Origin of the sequence: Methylobacterium ajmalii, from assembly GCF_016613415.1 — a bacterium.
GTDB classification, from domain to species: Bacteria; Pseudomonadota; Alphaproteobacteria; order Rhizobiales; family Beijerinckiaceae; genus Methylobacterium; species Methylobacterium ajmalii.
The window spans coordinates 23148-48313 of the sequence record NZ_JACWCT010000026.1 but is presented as its reverse complement, the minus strand read 5'-3'; the positions used below and the strand labels follow the sequence as shown (position 1 = coordinate 48313).

Here is a 25166-nt window from a genome sequence, read left to right as displayed (position 1 = left end):
TTCCGTTGGGGGTTTGGGTATGCTGGAGGCGGATCCCGCCCCCTTCTCGGAGCGTGCCGCGACGATCCTCGGGATCAGCCGGTCTTCGAAGACGGCGCACCAGCGTCTTGCCCATGCGGAATCCTGGCTGCGCTTCGCCGTCCCGGCGATGCTGGCGGCCTTCCTGATCTGCCTCGCCACCGTCACCGCCCTGCAGCTCACCGGTCACCGCGAGGAGGTGGTGGGCGATGCGCGGCGCGAGATCGACCTCGTCGCCCGCCTTCTGGCCGGCACGCTGCCGACGGCGCTGGCCCGGCCCGCCTCGCTGCCCGGTTTGGGCCTCCCCGAAACGGCGACGCCCGCGACCCTGCGCGAGCGGCTGGTCCGCCTGCTTCCCGTCGGCAGCCTGCCGGCCGGCCGCACCGTCCTGCTGGTCGGCGCCGACGATGCAATCCTGGCCGCCCTGCCGGAGCGCCCGGGCCTGCCCCGGAGCTTCGCCGAACTCGTCGGCGAGGTGCAGGTGCTCGGCATCATGGGCGAGCGCGCCGGCGTGCTGCCGGTGGTGCTCGGCAACGGCGAGCGGGCGCTCGCCACCGTGCGGACGGTGACGGGGGGCGCCGGGGTCGCGCAGGTCGCGGTGGTCCAGACCCTCGATTCGGTGACGGCGATCTGGGGGACCCGGGCGCGCACCGCCGCGGTGCTGGTCGGCGCGGTGGCGCTGGTGGTGGTCTGCACCGGCCTCGCCTACGCGCTCCAGGCCGACCGGGCGCGGGCCGTCGACCGGGTCTGCGAGCAGGTCCGCCAGCGCCTGGACACGGCGCTCGGCCGCGGCCGTTGCGGCCTGTGGGACTGGGACATCCCGCGCGGCCGGATCTACTGGTCTGATTCGATGTACCAGCTCCTCGGCTACGTCCGGGAGCAGGAGTTCCTCTCCTTCGGCGACGTCAACGCCCTCGTCCACCCCGACGACACCGACCTCTACGGGCTGGCCCGCCAGCTGGCAGCCCGCGACACCACCGTCGACCACGAGTTCCGCATCCGCGGCGCCGGCGGCGAGTGGGTTTGGCTCAAGGCCCGGGCCGAGATCGTCCAGGACCTCGAGGACAACGGCCGCCACCTCGTCGGCATCGTCATCGACATCTCGGAGCAGCGCCGTCTCGCCGAATCGACCGCCACCGCCGACATGCGCCTGCGCGACGCGGTCGAGGCGGTGTCCGAGGCCTTCGTGCTGTGGGACGCGCAGAACCGCCTCGTCCTGTGCAACTCGAAGTTCCGGCGCCTGCACGCGCTGACCACGGACGAGGCCCAGCCGGGCCGGCGCTACGACGCCATCATGGGCCGCGCCGCGCTGCCGACCGTGCGGCGCGAGATCCCCGCCGGCGAGTTCCCGGAGGCCGGGGCCCGCACCTTCGAGGCCGAGCTCGCCGACGGGCGCTGGCTGCAGATCAGCGAACGCCGCACCAAGGACGGCGGCTACGTCTCGGTCGGCACCGACATCACGGCGCTCAAGCGGCACCAGGAGCGGCTGGTGGAATCCGAGCGCCAGCTCATCGCCACCATCTCCGACCTCAAGCGCTCGCGCCGCACCCTCGAGATCCAGACCCAGCAGCTCGCCGACCTCGCTGAGCGCTACCTCGACCAGAAGGCCCAGGCCGAGAGCGCCAACCGCTCGAAATCCGAGTTCCTGGCCAACATGAGCCACGAGTTGCGCACCCCGCTGAACGCCATCCTGGGCTTCGCCGAGGTGATGGAGAGCGAGGTGTTCGGGTCGCTCGGCTCGGAGAAGTACCGCGAATATTGCCGCGACATCCGATCGAGCGGGCACTACCTGCTCTCGGTCATCGACGACATCCTCGACATGTCGCGCATCGACGCCCGCCGGGTGAAGCTCGCCAAGCAGCCGGTCGCCGTGAGCGAGGCGCTGGAGCGCGCCCTCAAGCTCATCGCCGAGCCGGCCCGCGCCAAGGGCCTCACCGTCAGCGTCGAGATGAGCGCCGACACCCTGGTGATGGCCGACGAGCGCGCCCTGCACCAGATCCTGGTCAACCTGCTCCAGAACGCCGTGAAGTTCACCCCCGAGGCAGGCCGGGTCGCGGTGCGCACCCGCCGCGCCCTCGACGCCGTCCACATCTTCGTCGAGGACAGCGGCATCGGCATCCCGAAGGCGGCGCTGCCGAAACTCGGCTACCCGTTCGAGCAGGTCGAGACCAACTTCGCCCGCAGCTACAAGGGCTCCGGCCTCGGCCTCGCCATCGCCCGCTCGCTCGCCGAGCTCCACGGCGGCGGCCTGCGCATCCGCTCCGAGGAGGGCATCGGCACGATCGTGCTGGTCCGCCTGCCCCGCCCCGGCCTCAACGAGGCCGCCGCCGCGCAGGACGCGGCCCAGGACAGCGCCTACCCGGACATCGTGCGGGAAACCGCCGCCCTCGAGGCGTGAGGGACGCCGCGCCCATCCCTGATAGCTGTGAGACGGGGGCCCAGAAGAACGAACCCGCGAACGAACTCGCTTGCCGTCGTCTCCGCGCCCTGGCTGCGCCGGCCCGCTTGCCATAGACTTGTCTCCGCGAGGAGACCACGATGACCGAGCGGCTCATCATCAAGGGCGACGAGATCGTCGGGATCGCCGAGCGGGTCGCGCAGCGGCTCGGCACGACGCCGAGCGAGGCCGTGATCGGCCTCCTGCGCGAGGCGGAAGTACGCTCGGCTGCGCCCGCTGCACCACTGACGCCCGCCCAGACGAGCGACTACGATGCCTTGCGTAGGTTGACGAAGGCGACGGCACCTCATAGGCGGCCGGGCGCCACCTCGAACCACTCGGACCTCTACGCCGAGGACGGCCTGCCGGCATGATCGTGCTCGACACGTCGGCGCTGGTAGCGATCGCCCTGGACGAGTCGGAGAGCGAAGCCTTTTCTCGTATCATTGCCGTCAATGGAATGGCGCTCGTCAAAACCGCCATGGTTCTCGAAGCGCGCCTGTCGGCAGGTGCCGAACACTTCCTCGACGGCCTGATGGCCCTCCCCTCTCTCCGTTCGGTCGACTTCGACCATCGGATGGTTCGAGCCGCCCGGGATGCCTTTCTGCGCTTCGGGCGCGGTCGCGGCCACCCCGCGCGGTTGAACATGGGGGACTGCATGGCTTACGCCGTGGCCAAGGTCTGGCGCCTGCCGCTCCCCTTCAAGGGGGACGACTTCGTCCACACGGACCTCACTCCCGCCGCACCCTGACGTTCGGTTCCATGCTCACGACCTCCGCGCCCGGTTCCCAGGACACCCCTCCCTTCACGCCCAGCCTCGACCAGTTCCGCCGCGTCGTCCTGAAGGTCGGCTCGGCGCTCCTCGTCGACCGGGCGCGGGGGCGGCTGCGCCACGCCTGGCTCGCGGCGCTCGCCGAGGACATCGCCGACCTGCACGGGCGCGGCGTCGACGTGCTGGTGGTGTCCTCGGGCTCGATCGCGCTCGGGCGCACGGTGCTGGGCTTCGGCCCCGGCCCGCTGCGGCTGGAGGAGAGCCAGGCCGCCGCCGCCGTGGGGCAGATCGCGCTCGCCCGCCACTGGTCGGAGGCGCTCGCCCATCACGGCATCGTCGCCGGCCAGATCCTGGTGACGCCGCAGGACACCGAGGAGCGCCGGCGCTACCTCAACGCGCGCGCCACTACCCTGAAGCTCCTGGAGGAGCGCGCCGTCCCGGTCGTCAACGAGAACGATACCGTCGCGACCTCGGAGATCCGCTACGGCGACAACGACCGCCTCGCCGCCCGGGTCGCCACGATGATCGGCGCCGACCTCCTGGTGCTGTTCTCCGACATCGACGGGCTCTACACCGCCCCCCCGGCGAGCGACCCGGCCGCGCGACACCTGCCGGTGATCGCCCGGATCACCCCGGAGATCGACGCGATGGCGGGGGGGCCTGCCTCGGAACTCTCGCGCGGCGGCATGCGCACCAAGGTCGAGGCGGCCAAGATCGCGATCCAGGGCGGCACCCAGATGATGATCGCCGACGGCCGCGGCAAGAATCCGCTCAAGGCGGTGGCGAACGGCGCGCGCTGCTCGTGGTTCCTCGCCGGCTCGACGCCGGGCGCGGCGCGCAAGACCTGGATCGGCGGCTCGCTCGAGCCCCGCGGCACGCTCACGATCGATGCCGGCGCGGCCCGGGCGCTGCAGGGCGGGGCGAGCCTGCTGCCGGTCGGCGTCACCCGGGTCGAGGGCAGCTTCGGCCGCGGCGACGCGGTGACGATCCGCTCGGGCGACGGCCTCGTCCTCGCCCGCGGCCTCGTCGCCTACGACAGCGACGACGCCGCCCGCATCCTCGGCCGGTCGAGCCGGGAGATCGAGGCGGTGCTGGGCTATCCCGGCCGGGCGGCGATGGTGCACCGGGACGATCTGGCGCTGGTGGGGGATTGAGACACTTTCCGGGCGTGCCTGCTGATCGAACCGTTCTCGCGTCGACGACACCCCGGTATAGAAGAGGGCGGCTGAGGCCGAGGGACGGATATCGGGGCCCGTCGTGCAAAGGCCGCGGTTCGTCGCCGGTTCGTGCGACCTGCAACACCCAGCACACGCGGGAATCATGGGCGCCTTCTTCATCCGCTACCGGTGGCTGACGGTTGCTCTCCTCGTCGTCGTTGCCTTCGCGGTCGTCTTCGGCATCTGGTCGCGATGGATCACAGCCGATCCCCTGGACGCGTCCCTCTCCATGTCGCCTCCCGGTCGGGTCGAGACGGACGTGGTCGTCCGCCTATCCTGCCCGCACAGGCTCCGTCTCCATCTGTCCAGCAAGACGCGCGCACGCGAGGATATGCGGCGCCTCGTCGGGCGGTACGGAACGGCCGAGGGGATCGACATTCCGTTGCAATGGTCCTTCCGCGACATGGCCGGGCAGCCGGTGGCCTGGGGCAAAGCAGAGAATATCGGGAGCGATGGGTTCGACGCGGAGGGATTCTACCGCACCGTAAGCACATCGCTTCCTCTTCCTCCCGACAAGTACCGGTTGAGCGCGGCCCTGACGGAGGAGATGGCAGGATTTCAGGACGTTTCCGCCCAGATGTCCTTCCGGTGCCACCCTAAAGCCTCGGCGGGATGGCAAACCGATCTGCTGTTCTTCGGATCTTTCGCCTGGCTCCTCGCCTGGCCGATCATGGCGATACTGGCATTGTGGCTGGCCGCCTTGGCGCTTCGCGATCGGGGGCGGGCACGAGCGGTGCGGTGATCGCGGGAGCTTCCGTCGTGCACACGTGCCGAGGGCGACTCGGTTTCGGCTCCCGCGATTCTGGGCCTGCCCTCGGTCGTCCCGGTCGCGTGCGCAGCCTCGAGGCGAGGACAACTCGGGTCGAGCCCGCTGCGCGATCCGTCGAAGCCGAGCAGCGCCCAAACACCAAGAAGGCGCCTGAGGGGCGTGAGCCGCCCCTGGCGCCTTGCTTGACCATCGAGTGCGTTGCCCCGGCTCGCCGGGGCGGTGCGATCAGCAGAAGTGCTGGCCGATCCGGCGCTCGAGATCGTCGGTGATGCGTCCGCCGTTGACCTCGACGTACTCGCCGATCTGGCGCTCCAGGCGACGCTGGTTGGCGGCGTGGATCGCGTGGACCATGCGGCTCACGAGGGTGAGGATGCCGGGCTCCATGTCGGAGCGCTCGTCGATGGCGGGGGCGATGAGAGAGTGAGTGATGACCGCGAGCATCGGGATCTCCTGTGAGATTGCGCGCGGGCGTTTCCGGTGTTCTTGTTGCAACGCAATATGGACGCTGCCGCGCTGCACACAAGCGTCGCGGGTGCAGCGGCGCCATGCGATTCCGGCATGACGATTCCGGCGCGCCGGTTAACCCGGTGGTGACGCTTGGTCGTTCCGGGACAATGGCTTGCCCGGGGTTGACCCCGGGGAGCCGAGAGGTCAATCACCCCGTCGCCCGCGCGTCATCCTGACCTGCTAGTCGAGCCGACCGGCTCGGGGGCGCGTGTCCCCGCAGGCGGGGCGATACCACAGACCACGAGTCCGGAGACCTTGAGCGCCATGACCGACTGGCCCGTCCACGGCCGCATCAGCGGCCCCATCGTGATGATCGGCTTCGGCTCGATCGGCCGGGGCACCCTGCCCCTGATCGAGCGCCACTTCACCTATGACAAGGCCCGGTTCACGGTGGTCGAGCCGTCGGACACCCACAAGGCGCTCGCCGACGAGCACGGCCTGCGCTTCGAGCAGGTCGCGCTGACCAAGGACAATTACCGCGAGATCCTGACGCCCCTCCTCACCGAGGGCGGCGGCCAGGGCTTCTGCGTCAACCTCTCGGTCGACACCTCGTCGCGGGACATCATGGAGCTGTGCCGCGAGATCGGCGCGCTCTACATCGACACCGTCGCCGAGCCGTGGCCGGGCTTCTACTTCGACAAGAACGCGGGTCCGGCCGACCGCACCAACTATGCCTTGCGCGAGCAGGTGCTCGACGCCCGCCGCCGCAACCCGGGCGGCCCGACCGCGGTGTCGTGCTGCGGCGCCAATCCCGGCATGGTGTCGTGGTTCGTCAAGCAGGCGCTCCTGAACCTCTCGGCCGAGCTCGGCCTCAAGACCCCCGAGCCGAAGAGCCGCGAGGAGTGGGCCGCGCTGATGCGCGAGGTGGGCGTCAAGGGCATCCACATCGCCGAGCGCGACACCCAGCGGGCCAAGTCGGAGAAGCCGCAGGGCATCTTCGTCAACACCTGGTCGGTCGAGGGCTTCGTCTCGGAAGGCAACCAGCCGGCGGAGCTCGGCTGGGGCACCCACGAGACCTGGATGCCGGAGAACGGCCGCACCCTGCCGAACGACGCCCCGGCGATCTACCTGCTGCAGCCCGGCGCCGACACCCGCGTGCGCTCCTGGACCCCGACCGGGCAGGCGCAGTTCGGCTTCCTCGTCACCCACAACGAGGCGATCTCGATCGCCGACTACTACACGGTGCGCCAGGACGGTAAGGCGGTCTACCGGCCGACCTGCCACTACGCCTACCACCCCTGCAACGAGGCGGTGCTGTCGCTGCACGAGATGTGGGGCCAGGCCGGCAAGGTGCAGGAGAAGCACCACATCCTCGACGAGAACGAGATCGTCGACGGCATCGACGAGCTCGGCGTGCTGCTCTACGGCCATGGCAAGAACGCCTACTGGTACGGCTCGCAGCTCTCCATCGAGGAGACCCGCCGCATCGCCCCCTACCAGAACGCCACCGGCCTCCAGGTGACCTCGGCGGTGCTCGCCGGCATGGTCTGGGCGCTGGAGAATCCCGAGGCCGGCATCGTCGAGGCCGACGAGGTCGATTTCCGTCGCTGCCTCGAGGTCCAGACGCCGTATCTCGGCCCCGTGGTCGGGGTCTACACCGACTGGACGCCGCTCTCGGGCCGCCCGGGCCTCTTCCCGGAGGACATCGACGAGACCGATCCCTGGCAGTTCCGCAACGTGCTGGTGCACGGCGCGTAACGCCTGGGCTTGCGGCACCGCGCCCCTTCTTCGGGCGCGGTGCCTCACCGCCGCGGGCTGTCGTCCGCTTCCGCCCGGTGCTACCATCGCGCCGGTGACAGGGAGCCGTCATGTCGCTCGCGCTGCGGCGCGCCCCGCGGATGCGGGTCGCCGATTTCATCGCCATGATCCGCGAGCGCCCGGACGAGGAGCGCTGGGAGCTTCTCGACGGCGAGGCCGTGCTGATGGCGCCGCCGAGCGAGCGGCATCAGCAGATCGTCAGCAATCTGCTCGCCGCCTTGCGCCCGCTCGTGGCGAAATTCGGCTGCCGTGCTCTACCGGGCCTTGGGCTGCGCAACGACTTCGTCGACGATTACGCGCCGATCCCCGATGTCGTCGTGCGGTGCGGCCCACTTCTCACGGACGGCTATGCCCGCGACCCTCTCATCGTCGCCGAGGTCCTGTCGCCGTCGACACTGAACAATGACCGAGGCCGTAAGGCGGCGTTCTACCAGGCCCTCCAGACCCTGCGCGCCTATCTGATCGTCTATGCCGACGAGGCCCGGGTCGAATTGTGGTCGCGGGGCAACGGCCCCGACGCGACCCTGCGCGTCCTCGGCCGCGACGACGCGATCCCGCTGCCCGATCTCGGCGGGGAAATCCCCGTCGCTGCACTCTACGATGGCATTCCCCTCTGACGCCCGAGCCGCCCTTGCCCCATTTCGACGAATTCTACGCCAACAAGCTGCGCGGCTCCCTCGGGGTGACCGACGCCGAATCGGTGCTCGACCTGCGGGGCGCGCCCCGGGCCCAGGCCGAGGCCTCGCTCGCCGACATGCTGGAGCGCAGCCGCTTCGCCAAGGGCAAGACCGTGGCGGTGCGGTTCGACGGGCCGGTGCCCGGCGGCGGCGAGACCCTGTTCCAGCCGGTCGGCCGCCAGCTCCTCGACGCCAAGCGGCGTGGCTGGGTCGAGCGGCTCCAGACCCTGCCGTCCCAGGACGGGCTCGGCTTCTACGTCGCCCTCGCCGGGCGGCCCGAGAAGACGCCCGAGGCCCGCTGACGCGATGGACCAGCCGGCTTCCGACAACCTCGCCGACCTCGCGGCGACCGAGCTTCTCGCCCTCTACGCTCGCCGCGCCGTCTCGCCGGTGGCGGTGGCGCGGGCCGTGATCGCCCGGGCCGAGGCCCGGGAGCCCCACCTCCACGCGCTCTACGCCTTCGCGCCCGAGGCGGCGCTGGCCGCCGCCCGCGCCTCGGAGGCCCGGTGGATGAGAGGCGAGGCCCTGCCCCTCGACGGGGTACCGGTCACCATCAAGGAGAACATCGCCACCAAGGGCGTGCCGATGCCGCTCGGCACCGCCGCCCGGGACGACGCGGCCCCGAGCCCGGCCGACGCGCCGGCCACCGCCCGCCTGCGCGAGGACGGGGCGGTGATCTTTTCCGCCACGACGATGCCGGATTACGGCATGCTGTCCTCGGGACTGTCGAGCTTCCACCCGCTCACCCGCAACCCGTGGGACCTCGCCAGGGGCCCGGGCGGCTCCTCGGCCGGCTCGGGCGCGGCCGCCGCGGCGGGCTACGGGCCGATCCATCTCGGCACCGATATCGGCGGCTCGATCCGCCTGCCCGCTTCCTGGTGCGGCGTCGTCGGCCACAAGCCCAGCCACGGCCGCGTGCCCCTCGACAACGCCTTCTACGGCCGCTGCGCCGGACCGCTCACCCGTACGGTCGCCGACGCGGCGCTGGCGATGCGCGCGATCAGCCGCCCGGACGACCGCGACCCGACCGGCCTGCCCCCGGCCGACCTGCCCTGGCTCGACCTCGACGGAATCGACCTGAAGGGCCTGCGCCTCGGCCTGGTGATGGAGGCGGGCGCAGGCCTCCCGCTCGATCCGGGCAACCGTGCGGTGATCGAGGCGGCGGCGGCTCTCCTGGCGCAGGCCGGCGCAAGCGTTACGCCAGTACCGGCCTTCCTGACGCAGGAGATGCTCGATGGGCTCGACCGGTTCTGGCGCCAGCGCGCCTCCCTCGACATCGACGCCCTCGACGAGGCGCGCCGCGCCCGCGTCCTGCCCTTCATCCGCGACTGGGCGGCGGGCGGCCGGGATCTGAGCGGCGCGGCCGTCTTCCACGGCATGGCCCAGATGGCGGCGATGCGCGACGCCGCGCTCGCGGCGATCCGGCCGTTCGATTTTCTGATCGGTCCGGTCTCGCCGAACCCGCCCTTTCCGGCCGAGCACGCCTCGCCGACCAACGACCCCGCCCGGGCGATGCACCACATCGCCTACACGGTGCCGTTCAACATGTCGGAGCAGCCGGCGGTCTCGGTCCCGGCGGGGTTCACCCCGGACGGGCTGCCGGTCGGCCTGCAGATCGTCGGCCGGCGCTTCGACGATGTCGGCGTGCTGCGGCTCGCCCGCGCCTTCGAGCGGATCCGGCCGGCGCTCCGGCCGTGGCCGGGGGTGGCCTGACCGAGGTCAGGCCGTCTCGCCCTTCAGCCGCGCCAGCGCCCGCGCCCGTCCGATCAGCGGCAGCAGGCCGGCGAGGTCGGGGCCGTGGTCCAGCCCCGTCAGCGCCAGGCGCAGGGGCAGGAACAGGGCCTTGCCCTTGAGGCCGGTGGCGTTGCGCACCGCCTCCGTCACCCGTTTCCAGGTCGTGGCGTCCCAGGGCTCCGCCGGCAGGGCCTCGCGGGCGACGGCGAAGAGATCCGGCGTCTCGCCGATCACCGGCGTCACCGGGCCCTCGACCACCCGCCACCAGTCCGCGGCGTCCGACACGCGGGTGAGGTTCGCCTTCACGACCTCCCAGAACGCCTCGGCCCGCTCAGACGCAACGCCGAGGGCGGCCAGGCGCTCCGCCACCGCCGCGTAGCCCAGGCCGTGCACGACCCGGGCGTTGAGACCGTCGAGCTCGTGCTCGTCGAACTTCGCCGGCGCCCGCGAGACGTGGGCGAGGTCGACGAGGGAAGCCAGCTCGTCGAGGTCGGAGACCGGCCGCACCGCCTCGGCCGAGCCGGTGAGGACGGCGAGCGCCGCCACCGCCATCGGCTCGTAGCCGGCCGCGCGCAGGCCGCGAAGCGACAGGTGGCCGAGGCGCTTCGACAGCCCCTCGCCGCTCGCCGTGGTGAGCAGGTTGTGGTGGGCGAAGACCGGGACCGGCGCGCCGAGCGCGGAGAAGATCTGGATCTGGACCGCCGTGTTGGTGACGTGGTCCTCGCCGCGGATGACGTGGGTCACCCCGGTCTCGGCGTCGTCGACCACGGAGGGAAGCGTGTAGAGGTAGCTGCCGTCCTCGCGGATCAGCACCGGGTCGGACAGGCTGTCGGCCTCGACGTGGCAGGGGCCGCGCACGAGGTCGTCCCAGGTCACCGTGCCGGGATCAAGGCGGAAGCGCCAATGCGGCCGGCGCCCCTCGGCCTCGAAGGCGGCACGCTCCTCAGGGCTGAGCTTCAGGGCGGCGCGGTCGTAGACCGGCGGCAGGCCGCGGCCGAGCTGGCGCTTGCGCCGGCGATCGAGTTCCTGGGCGGTCTCGTAGGCCGGGTAGAGCCGGCCCACCGCCTTCAGGCGCTCGGCGGCCGCGTCGTAGATCGCCAGGCGCTCCGACTGACGGAACATCCCGTCCGGGACGATGCCGAGCCAGCCCAGATCCTCCTCGATCGCCGCGGCGAACTCGGCCGTCGAGCGCGCCGTGTCGGTGTCGTCGAGGCGCAGCCAGAACCGGCCGCCCGCCCGGCGGGCGAACAGGGCGTTGAACAGGGCCGGCCGGGCGTTCCCGATATGCAGGAAGCCGGTGGGCGAGGGAGCGAAGCGGACGACGGGTGCCATGCGGCCCTCGTAGAGCATCGCCCGAGCGCGGCGCAATCGGCGGGTTGTTGCCGCCGCCCCGTGACGCCGGCTTGACAGCGCTTGCCCCGCCGCCGCATCGCCACGATGGTGGACGCCTCCCCTCCCCCAGCCAGCCTGCTGCCGCCCGACGCGACGGTCTGGCTCGTCACAGACGGCAAGGCCGGCGACCTCGCGCCGTGCCGCGGCCTCGCGGAGGCCTTGGGGTCGACGCCCGTGGAACGGCGCATCGCACCGCGCCCGCCCTTCTCCTGGCTGGCGCCCCGGGGCCCGGCCGATCCGCGCGAGCGGGCGCTCATCCCGCCCTGGCCGAATCTCGCCATCGCGACCGGCCGGCGGGCGGTGCCGGCGTTGCGTGCCATCAAGCGCCGCTCGGGGAACGACACCTTCACGGTGTTCCTGCGCGATCCGCGCATCGGGACGCGGGCCGCCGACCTGATCTGGGTGCCGGCCCACGACCGCCTGCGCGGCGCCAACGTGATCGTGACCGAGGCCGGGCCGCATCCGGTCTCGCCCGCCCGCCTCGCCGAGGCGCGAACCCATCCCGATCCGCGCCTCGCCGCCCTCCCCGCGCCCCGCATCGCCGTGCTGGTCGGCGGCGACAGCCGGCACGGGCGTTTTTCGGAGGCGGATGCGGCGCGCCTCCTCGCCGGACTGGAGCGCCTGTCGGAGGGCGCGAGCCTGATGGTCACCGCCTCGCGGCGCACGCCCGCCGCCCTGCGCGCGGCGCTCTCCGATCTCGTCCGCCGCCGCGGCGGGTTCGTCTGGGACGGCAGCGGCGAGAATCCCTACCTGGCGATGCTGGCGCTCGCCGACACGATCGTGGCGACGGGTGATTCGGCCAACATGGTCGTCGAGGCCTGCGCCGCCGGTGTTCCGGTGCGGCTGTTCGAGCCGGCGAACGTCTACGCCCGCCATCGCACGCTGTTCGAGGCCCTGAAACGGCACGGAACTGTGCATGCTTTCGACGGACGGGTTGAAGCGTTGCGCCCCAAACCCTTAGACATGACCCTCGCGATCGCGCAGGCTGTGGCGAATGCCTATATGGGGCATCGCGACGCGCTCGCCCGTCGGACGGCTCGCTAGAGCCCGACCGGCGGCAGCCCCGGAGATTCCTATGTCGACGACCCCGCAGGCTCCCCAGCACGAGAAGCTCGTGATCATCGGTTCCGGCCCGGCCGGTTACACCGCCGCGATCTACGCCGCCCGTGCCATGGTCGAGCCGCTGCTGATCTCGGGCTTCCAGCCCGGCGGCCAGCTGATGATCACCACCGACGTCGAGAACTATCCCGGCTTCGCCGAGGCCATCCAGGGCCCGTGGCTGATGGAGCAGATGCGCGCCCAGGCCGAGCATGTCGGCACCCGGATCGTTTCGGAATACATCGCCAAGGTCGACCTCGCGCAGCGGCCGTTCCGCCTCGAGGCCGATTCCGGCGCGGTCTTCACCTGCGACGCGCTGATCATCGCCACCGGCGCCCAGGCCAAGTGGCTCGGCCTGCCCTCCGAGGCGAAGTTCCAGGGCTTCGGCGTCTCGGCCTGCGCCACCTGCGACGGCTTCTTCTTCCGCAACAAGGAGGTGGTGGTCGTCGGCGGCGGCAACACCGCGGTCGAGGAGGCGCTGTACCTGGCCAACCTCGCCTCCAAGGTGACGGTGGTCCACCGCCGCGACAGCTTCCGGGCCGAGCGCATCCTGCAGGAGCGCCTGTTCAAGCACCCGAACGTCGAGGTGGTGTGGAACCACGCGGTGGAGGAGGTCTGCGGCCGCGACAAGCCGGCCCCCTCGGTCACCCATCTGCGCCTGCGCGACACGGTCACCGGCGCGATCACCGAGCGCAAGGCGGACGGCGTGTTCATCGCCATCGGCCACCAGCCGGCCACGGCCGTGTTCGAGGGGCAGCTGCCCTTCCGCGCCGGCGGCTACCTCGAGGTGACGCCCGGCACCGCCATGACGGCGATCCCCGGCGTGTTCGCGGCGGGCGACGTGACCGACGACGTCTACCGGCAGGCGATCACCGCCGCCGGGATGGGCTGCATGGCCGCCCTCGAGGCGGAAAAGTACCTGGCGAACCTCGCGATCGGCGAAGAGCCGCGCAAGGCGGCGGCCGAGTAGGGGACAATCGACCGGGGCCGGGGATGAGCCCCGGTCCCGGCCTTGTGGCGTTCGCTCTGAACTCACCGGCTCATCCGAGCCGGCCGGAGCTCTGGCGAGGGGTTGACGGCCGTGGACTGGGACAAGATCCGGATTTTCCTCAACGTCGCCGAGGCGGGCAGCTTCACCAAGGCGGGCGACGACATCGGCCTCAGCCAGTCGGCCGTCAGCCGCCAGATCAGCGCGCTCGAGCGCGAGCTGAAGGCGCCGCTGTTCCACCGCCATGCCCGCGGGCTGATCCTGACCGAGCAGGGCGACCTCCTGTTCCGGGCCGCCCGGGACATGAAGATGCGGCTGGAGACGACGCGCGCGCGCCTCGTCGAGACCAGCGAACGCCCGTCCGGCGACCTCAAGGTGACGACGACGGTGGGTCTGGGCACCGCCTGGCTGTCGCAGCGGGTGGCCGAGTTCCTCGACCTGCACCCGGACGTGCGCGTCGAGCTGATCCTGACCAACGAGGAACTCGACCTCGCGATGCGCGAGGCCGACGTGGCGATTCGGCTCCGGCGCCCGGCCCAGCCGGACCTGATCCAGCGCCGGCTGTTCACGGTGCACTACCACGTCTTCGCCTCGCTCGAATACATCAAGCGCTTCGGCGAGCCGAAGACCATCGACGACCTCGACAAGCACCGCCTAGTCTCGTTCGGCGGCGACCAGCCCTCCTACCTGATGGCGACGCACTGGCTCGCCACCGTCGGGCGCGAGGGGCGCGAGCACCGCACCATCCACTTCACGGTCAACAACATCTCGGCGCTGCAGCTCGCGGTCGAGACCGGCGCCGGCATCGGCATCCTGCCGGACTACGTGGCGGACGGGAACGAGCAGCTGGTCCAGGTGCTGCGCGACTACGAGATGCCGAACCTCGAGAGCTACCTCGTCTACGCCGAGGAGATGCGCACGGTCGCCCGTGTCCAGGCGTTCCGGGACTTCCTCGTCGCGAAGGCGCAGCGCTGGACGTATTGAGGGGCGGCCGGTTTCGCGGCCCCCTCTCCGCGCTTGCCTTTCCGGCAGGCGGCGCCATGCTCCTCGGGTAACCGTAAGGCCTGGCCGCGAGGAGCCCCGATGACCGACGACGAGACCTTCATGGCGCGGGCCATCGCCCTGTCGGAGCACACCTCCCTGGTCGAGAGCGCGGGGGGCGCCTTCGGCGCCGTGATCATGCGCGACGGGCAGATCGTCGGCGAGGGCGCCAACCGGGTCGTCGCCGAGAACGATCCGACCTGGCACGCCGAGATGGCGGCGATCCGCGACGCCTGCCGCAAGGAAGGCAACTTCAAGCTGCACGGCGCCACGCTCTATACCTCGGCCGAACCCTGCCCGATGTGCATGGCCGCCGCCTACTGGGCCGGCATCTCGCGGATCTTCTACGCCTCGACCAACGAGGACGCCCTGAAGCACGGCAACTTCGACGACAGCATGATCTACGAGGAGATCCGCAAGCCCGCGGGCGAGCGCAAGATCCCGATCCGCCAGATCATGCGGGCCGAGGCGATCGAGGTCTGGGAGCGTTACGAGGCCAAGGCCGACCGGGTGCCGTACTGACAGGCGAGGTGCGGGGCGGCACATCCCGGGCGAACCCCTCACCCGTCGCGGCGTTGTCCTTCGAGGATGCTTCGGAATTGGTTCCGCAAGCCTCGGATCTACGAAGGAGGCCTTTCATGCGTTCGACGCTTCGTCTCGCCGCCCTCGGTCTCGCCGGACTCTTGGCGACGGCCCTCGCTCCCGCCCCGCTCTTCGCCCAGGTCGCCCCCGGGACGCGGGACATCGCCGTGCACGACACGGCCGTCACCGGCTCGCTCGGGCCGGGCAGCCGTACAACCACCGGTGTCGGCCAGACCAAGCCGCCGGGCGCGGCGCTCGGCCCCGATTCGGGCCTGACCCCCGAGCTTCAGGCGCGCGACCGCGAGATCGGCCGCAAGATCGAGACCGAGATCTGCACCGGCTGCACCGAGTAGCCCGCTACGTCGCCGTGCCCTTCGCCCGGCGCATTAATCCAAGGTGCATTAGACGGAATGATCGGTTGCGGGCGCCGCGAGCCGACGCCTACACCGACCGCAACCAGCCCGGGACCTGCGCCGTGACCGGGCGGACGAGGCAGGGGAGAACGCCATGAGCCAGCGGGTCGTCGAGGTCAGCCAGGATGCGCGCGCGCGGGCGCATATCGACGAGGCGACGTACCAGTCCTGGTACCGCGCCTCGATCGACGATCCCGAGGCGTTCTGGCGCGAACACGGCAAGCGGATCGACTGGTTCACGCCCTACACCAAGGTCAAGGAGACGACCTTCGGCCCCGGCGACGTCTCGATCCAGTGGTTCTCCGACGGCGTGACCAACGCCGCTCACAACTGCATCGACCGGCACCTCGAGACCCGCGGCGACCAGGTGGCGATCATCTGGGAGGGCGACGACCCGTCGGAATCGCGCCACATCACCTACCGCGAGCTGCACGCGGAAGTGTGCCGGATGGCCAACGTCCTGCGCAACCGGGGCGTGTCGAAGGGCGACCGGGTCACCATCTACCTGCCGATGATCCCCGAGGCCGCCTTCGCGATGCTGGCCTGCGCCCGCCTCGGCGCGATCCACTCGGTGGTGTTCGGCGGCTTCTCGCCGGATTCGCTCGCCGGCCGCATCCAGGGCTGCGACTCGAAGCTCGTCATCACCGCCGACGAGGGCCTGCGCGGCGGCCGCAAGGTGCCGCTGAAGGCCAATGTCGACGCGGCGATCCAGCGCCTGCCGGCCGACAGCGTCGACCACGTGATCGTGGTGCGCCGCACCGGCGGCGCGGTCGAGATGGACCCGGTCCGCGACGTCTACTACGACGCGGCGGCCGCCCAGGTCACCGACGAGTGCCCGGTCACCCACGTCGAGGCCGAGCACCCGCTCTTCCTGCTCTACACCTCGGGCTCGACCGGCCAGCCGAAGGGCGTGGTCCACACCACCGGCGGCTACCTCGTCTACGCGGCGATGACCCACCAGTACGTCTTCGACTACCACGAGGGCGACATCTACTGGTGCACCGCCGATGTCGGCTGGGTCACCGGCCACTCCTACATCCTGTACGGGCCGCTGGCGAACGGCGCCACGACCCTGATGTTCGAGGGCATCCCGACCTACCCGTCGATCTCGCGGTTCTGGGAGGTCGTCGACAAGCACAAGGTCAACATCTTCTACACCGCGCCGACCGCGATCCGCTCGCTGATGGGTGCCGGCGAGGCGCCGGTGAAGAAGACCTCGCGCGCGTCCCTGCGCACCCTCGGCTCGGTCGGCGAGCCGATCAACCCCGAGGCCTGGGAGTGGTACTACCGGGTGGTGGGCGACGAGCGCTGCCCGATCGTCGACACCTGGTGGCAGACCGAGACCGGCGGCATCCTGATCACGCCTTTGCCCGGCGCGACCCCGCTCAAGCCCGGCTCGGCGACCCGGCCGTTCTTCGGCGTCAAGCCGGTGGTGGTCGATGCCGACAACAAGGTCCTCGACGGCGCCTGCGAGGGCAACCTCTGCATCGACGATTCCTGGCCCGGCCAGATGCGCACGGTGTGGGGCGACCACGAACGCTTCGTCCAGACCTACTTCTCGACCTTCCCGGGCCGCTACTTCTCGGGCGACGGCTGCCGGCGCGACGCGGACGGCTATTACTGGATCACCGGCCGGGTCGACGACGTCATCAACGTCTCGGGCCACCGGATGGGCACGGCGGAGGTCGAATCCTCGCTGGTCGCGCACCCGAAGGTCTCCGAAGCCGCGGTGGTGGGCTATCCGCACGACATCAAGGGCCAGGGCATCTACGCCTACGTCACCCTGATGCAGGGCGAGGAGCCCTCGGACGCGCTCCGCAAGGAGCTGGTCGCCTGGGTGCGCAAGGATATCGGGCCGATCGCCTCGCCCGACCTGATCCAGTTCGCCCCCGGCCTGCCCAAGACCCGCTCGGGCAAGATCATGCGCCGCATCCTGCGCAAGATCGCCGAGGACGAGTTCTCGTCGCTCGGCGACACCTCGACGCTGGCCGAGCCGGCCGTCGTCGACGACCTGATCGAGAACCGCCAGAACCGCACCCACTGATCCGGCAGCCGGGCCCCGGGCACGACCATCGGGGCCCGCGCCGGCTCGGCTCCCGGCAGACGCCGCCGCGCCGACCGCGCGGCGGCATTCTCCTGTGCGGAATCGCCGCTGCGGCCAGCAGAGCCGTCGATCACGCCACCGGCGACATACTAAACCTTCGTAGCACGACACGGCTTTTCAATCGTTTCGCACTGGCAATCGCCGCCATTTCAGGTCATTCGCTGTGTGCGCTGCAGCAGCGGATAGTCGGCACAAGATTGTCCGTTACGATCCGGCAACATTCTCAGCCCGCATCGGCCGCCTCATCGCCGCCCCGTCGATGACGGGCGCGAGGTGACCTGCGTCCGGCTGACGAAAGACCGACAGGCGAAAGACAACAGGGAGGAGGCCCGCCGATGGCGGAGATCGATCATTCACGGGTTCTGGCGAGCCCGAAATTCCGGCAGCTCGTCACCGAACGCACCCGCTTCGGCTGGATCCTGTCCGGCGTGATGCTGGGCATCTACCTCGTCTTCATCCTGCTCGTCGCCTTCGCGCACGGCCTGATGGCGACGAAGGTCGGCTCCGGCGTCACCTCGCTCGGCATCGTGCTCGGCCTCGTCGTCATCGTGGCGGCCTTCGTGCTGACCGGGATCTACGTCGCCCGGGCCAATGGCCGCTTCGACGACCTGACCCGCGACCTCAACCGGGAGCTCGGCCGATGACCGCCCGCCGCATCGCCGTCGTGGCGCTCCTGACGATCGTCGGGGCCGGCGCCGCGCTCGCCGCCGGACCGGATCTCGGCGCCGTGCAGAAGCAGGCGACGAACTGGACCGCCGTCGTCATGTTCCTGCTCTTCGTGCTCGCCACGCTGGGCATCACCTACAAGGCGGCCGCGGGCTCGAAGTCGGCGGCCGACTTCTACGCCGCCGGCGGCGGCATCTCGGCCGGCCAGAACGCGCTCGCCATCGCGGGCGACTACATGTCGGCCGCCTCGTTCCTCGGCATCTCGGGGCTGGTCTTCTCGTCGGGCTTCGACGGGCTGATCTACTCGATCGGCTTCCTGGTCGGCTGGCCGATCGTGCTGTTCCTGATTGCCGAGCGCCTGCGCAACCTCGGCAAATTCACCTTCGCCGACGTGGCGAGCTTCCGCCTCGACCAGACCCGGATCCGCATCCTGTCGGCGACCGGCACCCTCGTGGTGGTGGCGTTCTACCTGATCGCCCAGATGGTCGGCGCCGGCAAGCTGATCCAGCTCCTGTTCGGCCTCGACTACCTCACCGCCATCGTCGCGGTCGGCATCCTGATGATCGTCTACGTCGCCTTCGGCGGCATGAAGGCGACGACCTGGGTGCAGATCATCAAGGCCTGCCTGCTGCTCGCGGGCGCGTCCTTCATGGCGCTCGCGGTGCTGTGGCGCTACGGCTTCAATCCGGAGGCGCTGTTCGCGGCCGCCGTCGCCGAGCATCCCAAGCACGAGGCGATCATGGCGCCGGGCGGCCTCGTCGCCGACCCGATCTCGTCCCTGTCACTCGGTATCGGCCTGATGTTCGGCACCGCCGGCCTGCCCCACATCCTGATGCGGTTCTTCACGGTGTCGGACGCCCAGGCCGCCCGCAAGTCGGTGTTCTACGCCACCGGCCTCATCGCCTACTTCTACATCCTGACCTTCATCATCGGGTTCGGCGCCATCACCTTCCTGATGGGCGACCCGAGCTACTTCAAGGCCGGGGCGAACGGTGCCTACGACCGGATCACCGGGCTTCTCGGCGGCAGCAACATGGCGGCGGTGCACCTCGCCAACGCCACCGGCGGGTCGCTCTTCCTCGGCTTCATCTCGGCGGTGGCCTTCGCGACCATCCTGGCCGTGGTCGCCGGCCTGACGCTCGCCGGCGCCTCGGCGGTCAGCCACGACCTCTACGCCCAGGTCTTCGCCCGCGGGCGCACGACCGAGGCCGGCGAGGTGCGGCTGTCGAAGATCTCGGCCGTCGTGATCGGCATCGTGGCGATCTATCTCGGCTACGTCTTCGAGAACCAGAACGTCGCCTTCATGGTCGGCCTCGCCTTCGCGGTGGCGGCGAGCTGCAACTTCCCGGTGCTCGCGATGTCGATCCTGTGGAAGGGCACCACCACGCTCGGCGCCCTCGTCGGCGGCCTCATCGGCCTCGTCAGCGCGGTCGTGATGGTGGTGCTGTCGAAGGCCGTGTGGGTCACCACCTTCGGCCATCCGGCGGCGCTCTTCCCCTACGACAACCCGGCCCTGTTCTCGATGCCGCTCGCCTTCCTGGGCATCTGGGCGGTCTCGAAGATCGACAACTCGGCCCGCGCCAAGCGCGAGCGGGCGGCCTTCGAGGCGCAGTACGTGCGCTCCGAGACCGGCATCGGGGCGTCCGGCGCGCACGCGCATTGATGCGACGAGGGGCGGCGGCCGTTGCGGCCGCCGCCCCTTTCTCGTTGTCCGGTGACGACGTTGCTATCCGCCCTCGTCCGGACGGCGGAAGCACGATTGCAAATACCTAAAGGGTGCCGAGATCGTCGCGACGGACGAGCCGGTGCTCCCCCTCAATGCCCCCCGGGCTCCGCATGCATCCGCCGGATGCGCCGGACCGTCCACCACACGCCCGCCAGCACCACCGGCACCGCGACCGCGGTCCCGACCGTCGCATCGACCGGCACGCCGGCATGGTGGACGCCCTCCAGGACGTGGTGGACGAGGCTCGCGACGTAGTAGGTGATCGCCGCGACCGAAAGGCCCTCGACGGTCTGCTGCATGCGCAGCTGCAGCCGCACCCGGTCGTTCATCGATTGCAGCTGGGCCTGGTTCTGGCGCTCCAGCTCGATGTCGACCCGGGTGCGCAGCATCTGGGCCGCCCGGGCGAGCTTGCGCGAGAGCAGGTCCTGCCGCTCGGCGATCGTCGTGCAGGTGCGGATCGCCGGGTTGTAGCGCCGGGCGAGGAAGACCGACCAGCTCGTCTGCCCGGGCAGCGCGTGCTCGCCCGAGGAGGAGAGGCGCAGGCGCACCAATTCGTCGTAGGCCCGGGTGGCGCCGAAGCGGTACATCGCCCGGGAGGCGCCGGCCTCGAGCTCGGCGGCGAGCCCGATCAGCTCGTCGAGGAGGGCGTGGTTCTTCTCGAACCCCTCGCTGGAGCGCATCGCCTCCATCAGGGGCGGCAGCGCGGTCTCGATCCGCCGGATGGTCGGCCCGAGCGCCTGCGCCTCCGGCAGGCCGAGGAGGGCCAGGGTCCGGTATGTCTCGATCTCGAGCAGGCGCTGCACCAGGGTGCCGGCGCCGAGCCGGCTCAGGCGCCGGTCGGCCACCACGATGCGGACGTAGCCGTGCGGGTCGGGCTGGAAGTCGGTGGCGATCACCGCGGCGCCGCCCTCGGCCTCCGCCATCGCCAGGGAGGCGGCGTTGAAGCCCGATACGACGTCGGCCGGCAGGCCCCCGTCGACCGCCGGCAGGAGGTGGAGGTCAACCGCGACGAGGAGCGGGCCGGGCTGGGCCACCTCCCCCATCGCGCCCTCGATCGCGTCGGGCTGGGGCTGGAAGGCATGGCCCTGGGCGTCGCCGTACTCCCAGGTATAGGTGGTGAACTCGCTGTGGCTCTCCCAGCGCAGGATCGCGCCGGAGAAGATCACCCGATGCTGCTTGGCGCCCAGGGCCGGGCCGGGATGGCCGAGGCCGGCGCAATAGGCCTCGAGCGCGTCGCGGTCGGCGGCGGCGGCATCGCCGTCGGTCAGGAAGGCGTAGTGCAGGAAGCGGCGGGGCGTCTTGACCGGCGTGAACGGCCGGGCGTGGACCTCCGCCAGCACCCGGGCCCGCAAGGGGTGTTCGTCCAGCCGCATTCGTCGAGGTCCCGCCTGTCGTCCCGGCGAGGCTTGGCCGAGGCCGGCCCGGGGGTCAACGGTCCGGTCGGCGAAGGCCGCCCCCCGATCGGGCGACGGCCGTCGTCGGTCAGTGCCGGAAGTGGCGGTGACCGGTCAGCACCATGGCGAGGCCGGCCTCGTCAGCCGCGCGGATGACGTCGTCGTCGCGCATCGAGCCGCCGGGCTGGATCACCGCCGTGGCCCCGGCCTCGGCCGCGGCGAGAAGGCCGTCGGCGAAGGGGAAGAACGCGTCCGAGGCCACGACCGCGCCGCGGGCGAGGCTCTCGGGCAGGCCCGCGGCCTTGGCGGCCTCGGCCGCCTTCCAGGCGGCGATGCGCGAGGAATCGACCCGCGACATCTGCCCGGCGCCGATGCCGACGGTCGCGCCGTCCTTCGCGTAGACGATCGCGTTCGACTTGACGTGCTTGGCGACCCGGAAGGCGAAGCGGAGATCCGACAATTCGGCCTCGGTCGGCGCGCGCTTGGTCACGACCTCGAGCGGCATGTCGTCGACGACGGCGTTGTCGCGGTCCTGGACCAGGAAGCCGCCCGCCACCGTGCGCCAGACCTGGCCGGGCTTACGGGGATCGGCGACGCCGCCGGTGGTGAGGAGGCGCAGGTTCTTCTTGGCGGCGACGATCGCGGCCGCCTCCTCGGTGGCGTCGGGCGCGATGATCACTTCCGTGAAGATCTCGACGATCTTCTTCGCGGCTTCCGCGTCCAGCGTGCGGTTGAGCGCGACGATGCCGCCGAACGCCGAGACCGGATCGCAGCGAAGCGCCCGCTCGTAGGCCTCGATCAGGCTCGCGCCCTCGGCGACGCCGCACGGGTTGGCATGCTTGACGATGACCACCGCCGCGGTGCGGGCGGGATCGAACTCGCTCACCGCCTCGTAGGCGGCGTCGGTGTCGTTGATGTTGTTGTAGGACAGCTCCTTGCCCTGGAGCTGGCGCGCGGTCGCCACGCCTGGGCGCGGGGCGCCGGCGGTGCGGTAGAACGCGGCCTTCATGTGCGGGTTCTCGCCGTAGCGCAGGCCCTGGGCCAGCGTGCCGCCGAGCGCCCGGAAGGTCTGGGTCTCGGGCGCGGCCTCGATCTCGCCGGCGAGCCAGGTCGAGATGGCGGCGTCGTAGGAGGCCGTGCGGGCATAGGCCTTCTGGGCCAGCCGCCGGCGGGTCGCGAAGGCGACGGCGCCGTCATGGGCGTCGAGGTCGGCCAGCACCGAAGCGTAATCGGCGACGTCGACCACCACGGCGACGTCCTTGTGGTTCTTGGCCGCCGCGCGGATCATCGCCGGTCCGCCGATATCGATGTTCTCGATGCACTCGGCGGCGGGCTTGCCGGCGGCGAGCGTCGCCTCGAACGGATAGAGGTTGACGACGAGGAGGTCGATCGCCGCGATGCCGTGGGCCAGCATGGCGGCCTGGTGCTCGGGGTTGTCGCGGATCGCGAGCAGCCCGCCATGCACGCCCGGATGCAGGGTCTTGACCCGCCCGTCCATCATCTCGGGGAAGCCGGTGAGGTCCGAGACCTCCGTCACCGTCAGGCCCGCCTCGGTCAGCGCCCGGTGGGTGCCGCCGGTCGAGACCAGGGTCACGCCGCGGGCGGCGAGCGCGCGGGCGAACTCCACCAGCCCGGTCTTGTCGGAGACGGAGAGAAGCGCACGGGAAATGCGGGACAGGTCGCTCGCCATGATGAACCGGGTCTTTCGGTCGTGGAGCGCGGCGCGGCGGAGATCCCGGACAAGGGAAGAAAGCCTGAGCCGGCGCAGGATCTTGCCGGCGCCTAGCAGAAACTGCGGGTCGAGGCCAGATGTTGCGCCGCGGGATGACGGACGGCGTCCACCGTCTTTCCGCGGCGGCATCGGGCGTGGAGGAGCGGCGGATCGGGCATCCGACGGATAGGCTCGGAGGAGCAGACTTGCTATGAGGGGGCCGGCCACGCCCCGCCCCGGGAGCGGCCGGTCGCGCCACGGGAGGCGGTGATTTTCTCCGACAGTCCCTGGGGGACGGGCCTCGGCCTGTTCGCCATCGTGTTCCTCGTTTTCGCGAACGGGTTCTTCGTCGCGGCCGAGTTCGCCCTCGTGGCCGTCCGGCGCAGCCGGGTCCAGGAGCTCGTCGCCGAGAAGCGGATCAATGCCGGCGCCCTGCAGCGGGCGGTCGACAGCCTGGATTCGCACCTCGCCGCCACGCAGCTCGGCATCACCATCTCGTCGCTGGCGCTGGGCTGGGTCGGCGAGCCGGCGCTCGCCCACCTGATCGAGCCGCTGCTCGCCTTCCTGCCGCAGGGCGTCAGCACGGCCGGCGCCCACGCCATCGCGGTGGTCTTCTCCTTCGTGGTCATCACCTCGCTGCACATCGTGCTCGGCGAGCTGGCGCCGAAGAGCCTGGCCTTGCAGCGCAGCGAGCGCACCGCGCTCGCCATCGTGCGGCCCCTGCGGCTGTTCCTGCTGGTCTTCCGCCCGGCGATCTCGTTCCTCAACGGGCTCGGCAACGGCGTGCTGCGGCTGTGCGGCCTGCAACCGGGCTCCGGCGAGGGCTCGCTCCACTCCACCGCCGAGTTGTCGCTCCTGGTGGCGGCGAGCCAGGAGGCCGGCCTGATCCAGGAATCGCAGCAGGCGGCGGTCCAGCGCATCTTCGGCATCGGCGAGCGGCGGGTGCGGGACATCATGACACCGCGCCACGAGGTCGACTGGATCGACGTCGAGGATCCGCGCGAGGCGGTGCTGGAGACGATCCGCGCCTGCCGCCACGAGCAATTGGTGGCGAGCCGCGGCGAGATCCACGAGATCGTCGGCGTGCTGCGCAAGCAGGACGTGCTCAACCAGCTCCTCGACGGGGCACCGATCAGCCTCGACGCGATCATCCGCGAGCCGATCGTCGTGCACGAGGGCATGCCGATCCTGCGGGTGCTGGAGACCTTCAAGGCCAAGCCCGTCCGGATGGCGATCGTCGTCGACGAGTACGGCGACCTCGAGGGCATCGTCACCCAGACCGACCTCCTCGAGGCGATCGCCGGCGACATCCCGGAGACCGACGACGACGAGCCGATGGTGGTCGAGCGCCAGGACGGATCGCTGCTCATCGATGGAATGATGCCCGCGGTCGAAGCATTCGAGCGCCTCGGCCTCACCGAACGGCCCGATACCGACGACTTCTCGACGCTCGCAGGCTTCGTGATCTTCCAGCTCGGACGTATTCCGACCGCCGGCGACGGGTTCGAACGCGGCGGCTGGCGTTTCGAGGTCGTCGACATGGACGGGCGCCGGGTCGACAAGATCCTGGCGGAACGGCTCGGCGCGTGACCCGCCCTTGCGTCAGAAGGGGTTGCAAAGCTTCCCGCAACGGTTAGGTATCCGCTTGCCAGATTATCCCATCTCCCCGACGGGAGATGGACGACGATTTTCGAGCCGGAGACTTTCCATGCTGAACCGCACCCTGCTTCTCGCCGCCCTGCTCGCCGCGCCGCTGGCGCTTCCGGCTTCCGCCGAGGCCAAGCCGGCGGCCGACCGCACCATCGCGGCCGTCGACACCGACTCCGACGGCACGCTCGACCTCGCCGAGGTCAAGGCCGCCGCCGCCGCGGTGTTCGACAAGCTCGAGAAGGATGCCGACGGCACGCTCGACGCCAAGGAGCTGAAGGGCCGCCTGAGCCGCCAGCAACTGATGAAGGCCGATCCGGACAACGACGGCACGCTGACCAAGGACGAGTACGTCGCCCTGGCCGAGAGCCTGTTCAAGGCCGCCGACCCGGACAACGACGGCACGCTCGACGCCAAGGAGATGAAGAGCCCGGCCGGCAAGACCCTGGCTCGCCTGATCAAGTAAGCGTCCCCGGCGAAGCCCGGTCCTGCGGACGCGGGCTTCGCGAGGGACA

Annotated in this window: 23 protein-coding genes; 19 read left to right on the top strand and 4 right to left on the bottom strand. The window is 70.9% G+C overall.

Annotated elements, in window-relative coordinates:
- Window positions 1-19: 19 nt before the first annotated feature.
- The 5 genes from HPY23_RS04450 (at window position 20) to HPY23_RS04430 (ending at window position 5186) form a co-directional block, all read left to right on the top strand.
- On the top strand, window positions 20-2416 hold the full coding sequence (locus tag HPY23_RS04450) for a PAS domain-containing sensor histidine kinase (protein WP_060845517.1): 2397 nt from the start codon (window positions 20-22) through the stop codon (window positions 2414-2416).
- A 140-nt stretch (window positions 2417-2556) separates the two neighbouring features.
- The gene (locus HPY23_RS04445; RefSeq protein ID WP_091886041.1) at window positions 2557-2829 is read left to right on the top strand and encodes a hypothetical protein; all 273 of its coding nucleotides are present in this window, start codon (window positions 2557-2559) and stop codon (window positions 2827-2829) included.
- Window positions 2826-3206, top strand: coding sequence for a type II toxin-antitoxin system VapC family toxin (locus HPY23_RS04440; protein WP_091886038.1), 381 nt, complete (start codon window positions 2826-2828; stop codon window positions 3204-3206). The genes HPY23_RS04445 and HPY23_RS04440 overlap by 4 nt, the downstream gene beginning before the upstream one ends.
- 11 nt (window positions 3207-3217) lie before the next feature.
- Window positions 3218-4381 carry a glutamate 5-kinase gene (gene proB, locus HPY23_RS04435; RefSeq protein WP_060845514.1) on the top strand — a complete coding sequence of 388 codons (1164 nt, stop codon included), beginning with the start codon at window positions 3218-3220 and terminating at the stop codon, window positions 4379-4381.
- 166 nt (window positions 4382-4547) lie between these two features.
- Complete coding sequence (locus HPY23_RS04430; protein ID WP_091886037.1) at window positions 4548-5186, top strand: hypothetical protein; 639 nt, start codon at window positions 4548-4550, stop codon at window positions 5184-5186.
- Window positions 5187-5438: 252 nt separating this feature from the next.
- Here the strand turns inward: HPY23_RS04430 and HPY23_RS04425 are convergent, their stop codons facing one another.
- On the bottom strand, window positions 5439-5654 hold the full coding sequence (locus HPY23_RS04425; RefSeq protein WP_048428297.1) for a hypothetical protein: 216 nt from the start codon (window positions 5652-5654) through the stop codon (window positions 5439-5441).
- A gap of 330 nt (window positions 5655-5984) precedes the next feature.
- Here HPY23_RS04425 and HPY23_RS04420 point away from each other — a divergent pair, with 330 nt between their 5' ends.
- The 4 genes from HPY23_RS04420 to HPY23_RS04405 all read left to right on the top strand — a co-directional run bounded on the left by HPY23_RS04420 (window position 5985) and on the right by HPY23_RS04405 (window position 9868).
- Entirely contained in the window at window positions 5985-7418 is a 1434-nt protein-coding gene (locus tag HPY23_RS04420) for a homospermidine synthase (protein WP_091886034.1), read from the top strand.
- Between the two features lie 110 nt (window positions 7419-7528).
- Window positions 7529-8095 (top strand): Uma2 family endonuclease, encoded by a 567-nt coding sequence (locus tag HPY23_RS04415; protein ID WP_091886030.1) that lies wholly within the window; start codon window positions 7529-7531, stop codon window positions 8093-8095.
- Window positions 8096-8109: 14 nt separating this feature from the next.
- Window positions 8110-8457: a hypothetical protein gene (locus HPY23_RS04410; protein WP_060845510.1), complete on the top strand. Its 348-nt coding sequence runs from the start codon at window positions 8110-8112 to the stop codon at window positions 8455-8457.
- Window positions 8458-8461: 4 nt separating this feature from the next.
- Window positions 8462-9868 (top strand): amidase, encoded by a 1407-nt coding sequence (locus HPY23_RS04405; RefSeq protein ID WP_091886027.1) that lies wholly within the window; start codon window positions 8462-8464, stop codon window positions 9866-9868.
- Between the two features lie 6 nt (window positions 9869-9874).
- On the opposite strand, the gene gltX is transcribed toward HPY23_RS04405, so the two are convergent.
- Entirely contained in the window at window positions 9875-11221 is a 1347-nt protein-coding gene (gltX, locus tag HPY23_RS04400; protein ID WP_091886315.1) for a glutamate--tRNA ligase, read from the bottom strand.
- An 81-nt stretch (window positions 11222-11302) separates the two neighbouring features.
- Here gltX and HPY23_RS04395 point away from each other — a divergent pair, with 81 nt between their 5' ends.
- The 8 genes from HPY23_RS04395 to HPY23_RS04360 all read left to right on the top strand — a co-directional run bounded on the left by HPY23_RS04395 (window position 11303) and on the right by HPY23_RS04360 (window position 19836).
- Window positions 11303-12325, top strand: a complete 1023-nt coding sequence (locus tag HPY23_RS04395) for a mitochondrial fission ELM1 family protein (RefSeq protein ID WP_236012785.1) — start codon at window positions 11303-11305, stop codon at window positions 12323-12325.
- A gap of 31 nt (window positions 12326-12356) precedes the next feature.
- Complete coding sequence (trxB, locus tag HPY23_RS04390) at window positions 12357-13349, top strand: thioredoxin-disulfide reductase (protein WP_091886024.1); 993 nt, start codon at window positions 12357-12359, stop codon at window positions 13347-13349.
- A gap of 111 nt (window positions 13350-13460) precedes the next feature.
- A complete protein-coding gene (locus HPY23_RS04385) occupies window positions 13461-14351 on the top strand; it encodes a LysR family transcriptional regulator (protein WP_048434235.1) in 891 nt (296 codons plus the stop codon).
- A gap of 99 nt (window positions 14352-14450) precedes the next feature.
- Window positions 14451-14930 (top strand): nucleoside deaminase, encoded by a 480-nt coding sequence (locus tag HPY23_RS04380; protein ID WP_091886021.1) that lies wholly within the window; start codon window positions 14451-14453, stop codon window positions 14928-14930.
- Between the two features lie 116 nt (window positions 14931-15046).
- Complete coding sequence (locus HPY23_RS04375) at window positions 15047-15343, top strand: hypothetical protein (RefSeq protein ID WP_060845507.1); 297 nt, start codon at window positions 15047-15049, stop codon at window positions 15341-15343.
- A 154-nt stretch (window positions 15344-15497) separates the two neighbouring features.
- Window positions 15498-17447: an acetate--CoA ligase gene (gene acs, locus HPY23_RS04370; RefSeq protein WP_091886019.1), complete on the top strand. Its 1950-nt coding sequence runs from the start codon at window positions 15498-15500 to the stop codon at window positions 17445-17447.
- Between the two features lie 395 nt (window positions 17448-17842).
- On the top strand, window positions 17843-18151 hold the full coding sequence (locus tag HPY23_RS04365; protein ID WP_060845505.1) for a DUF485 domain-containing protein: 309 nt from the start codon (window positions 17843-17845) through the stop codon (window positions 18149-18151).
- Window positions 18148-19836, top strand: coding sequence for a cation acetate symporter (locus tag HPY23_RS04360; RefSeq protein ID WP_060845504.1), 1689 nt, complete (start codon window positions 18148-18150; stop codon window positions 19834-19836). Before HPY23_RS04365 ends, HPY23_RS04360 begins: the two co-directional genes overlap by 4 nt.
- Window positions 19837-19988: 152 nt before the next feature.
- Here the strand turns inward: HPY23_RS04360 and HPY23_RS04355 are convergent, their stop codons facing one another.
- Both HPY23_RS04355 and purH read right to left on the bottom strand, forming a co-directional pair.
- A complete protein-coding gene (locus HPY23_RS04355; protein WP_091886016.1) occupies window positions 19989-21272 on the bottom strand; it encodes a DUF3422 family protein in 1284 nt (427 codons plus the stop codon).
- A 109-nt stretch (window positions 21273-21381) separates the two neighbouring features.
- Window positions 21382-22983 (bottom strand): bifunctional phosphoribosylaminoimidazolecarboxamide formyltransferase/IMP cyclohydrolase, encoded by a 1602-nt coding sequence (gene purH / locus HPY23_RS04350; RefSeq protein WP_091886013.1) that lies wholly within the window; start codon window positions 22981-22983, stop codon window positions 21382-21384.
- Between the two features lie 288 nt (window positions 22984-23271).
- Between purH and HPY23_RS04345 the strand changes: the two genes are divergently transcribed.
- Both HPY23_RS04345 and lanM read left to right on the top strand, forming a co-directional pair.
- The gene (locus tag HPY23_RS04345; protein WP_060845501.1) at window positions 23272-24594 is read left to right on the top strand and encodes a hemolysin family protein; all 1323 of its coding nucleotides are present in this window, start codon (window positions 23272-23274) and stop codon (window positions 24592-24594) included.
- 118 nt (window positions 24595-24712) lie between these two features.
- Window positions 24713-25117, top strand: coding sequence for a lanmodulin LanM (gene lanM, locus HPY23_RS04340; RefSeq protein WP_060845500.1), 405 nt, complete (start codon window positions 24713-24715; stop codon window positions 25115-25117).
- Window positions 25118-25166: the final 49 nt, after the last annotated feature.

What these genes read in the sequence shown, in the direction of transcription:
- lanM (WP_060845500.1), top strand. Translation starts at nt 24,713, where the DNA reads ATGCTGAACCGCACCCTGCTTCTCGCCGCCCTGCTCGCCGCGCCGCTG.
- HPY23_RS04360 (WP_060845504.1), top strand. Translation starts at nt 18,148, where the DNA reads ATGACCGCCCGCCGCATCGCCGTCGTGGCGCTCCTGACGATCGTCGGG.
- HPY23_RS04425 (WP_048428297.1), bottom strand. Translation starts at nt 5,654, where the DNA reads ATGCTCGCGGTCATCACTCACTCTCTCATCGCCCCCGCCATCGACGAG.
- HPY23_RS04440 (WP_091886038.1), top strand. Translation starts at nt 2,826, where the DNA reads ATGATCGTGCTCGACACGTCGGCGCTGGTAGCGATCGCCCTGGACGAG.
- trxB (WP_091886024.1), top strand. Translation starts at nt 12,357, where the DNA reads ATGTCGACGACCCCGCAGGCTCCCCAGCACGAGAAGCTCGTGATCATC.
- HPY23_RS04375 (WP_060845507.1), top strand. Translation starts at nt 15,047, where the DNA reads ATGCGTTCGACGCTTCGTCTCGCCGCCCTCGGTCTCGCCGGACTCTTG.
- gltX (WP_091886315.1), bottom strand. Translation starts at nt 11,221, where the DNA reads ATGGCACCCGTCGTCCGCTTCGCTCCCTCGCCCACCGGCTTCCTGCAT.
- HPY23_RS04430 (WP_091886037.1), top strand. Translation starts at nt 4,548, where the DNA reads ATGGGCGCCTTCTTCATCCGCTACCGGTGGCTGACGGTTGCTCTCCTC.
- HPY23_RS04415 (WP_091886030.1), top strand. Translation starts at nt 7,529, where the DNA reads ATGTCGCTCGCGCTGCGGCGCGCCCCGCGGATGCGGGTCGCCGATTTC.
- HPY23_RS04355 (WP_091886016.1), bottom strand. Translation starts at nt 21,272, where the DNA reads ATGCGGCTGGACGAACACCCCTTGCGGGCCCGGGTGCTGGCGGAGGTC.
- acs (WP_091886019.1), top strand. Translation starts at nt 15,498, where the DNA reads ATGAGCCAGCGGGTCGTCGAGGTCAGCCAGGATGCGCGCGCGCGGGCG.
- purH (WP_091886013.1), bottom strand. Translation starts at nt 22,983, where the DNA reads ATGGCGAGCGACCTGTCCCGCATTTCCCGTGCGCTTCTCTCCGTCTCC.
- HPY23_RS04405 (WP_091886027.1), top strand. Translation starts at nt 8,462, where the DNA reads ATGGACCAGCCGGCTTCCGACAACCTCGCCGACCTCGCGGCGACCGAG.
- HPY23_RS04450 (WP_060845517.1), top strand. Translation starts at nt 20, where the DNA reads ATGCTGGAGGCGGATCCCGCCCCCTTCTCGGAGCGTGCCGCGACGATC.
- HPY23_RS04420 (WP_091886034.1), top strand. Translation starts at nt 5,985, where the DNA reads ATGACCGACTGGCCCGTCCACGGCCGCATCAGCGGCCCCATCGTGATG.
- HPY23_RS04365 (WP_060845505.1), top strand. Translation starts at nt 17,843, where the DNA reads ATGGCGGAGATCGATCATTCACGGGTTCTGGCGAGCCCGAAATTCCGG.
- HPY23_RS04445 (WP_091886041.1), top strand. Translation starts at nt 2,557, where the DNA reads ATGACCGAGCGGCTCATCATCAAGGGCGACGAGATCGTCGGGATCGCC.
- HPY23_RS04380 (WP_091886021.1), top strand. Translation starts at nt 14,451, where the DNA reads ATGACCGACGACGAGACCTTCATGGCGCGGGCCATCGCCCTGTCGGAG.
- proB (WP_060845514.1), top strand. Translation starts at nt 3,218, where the DNA reads ATGCTCACGACCTCCGCGCCCGGTTCCCAGGACACCCCTCCCTTCACG.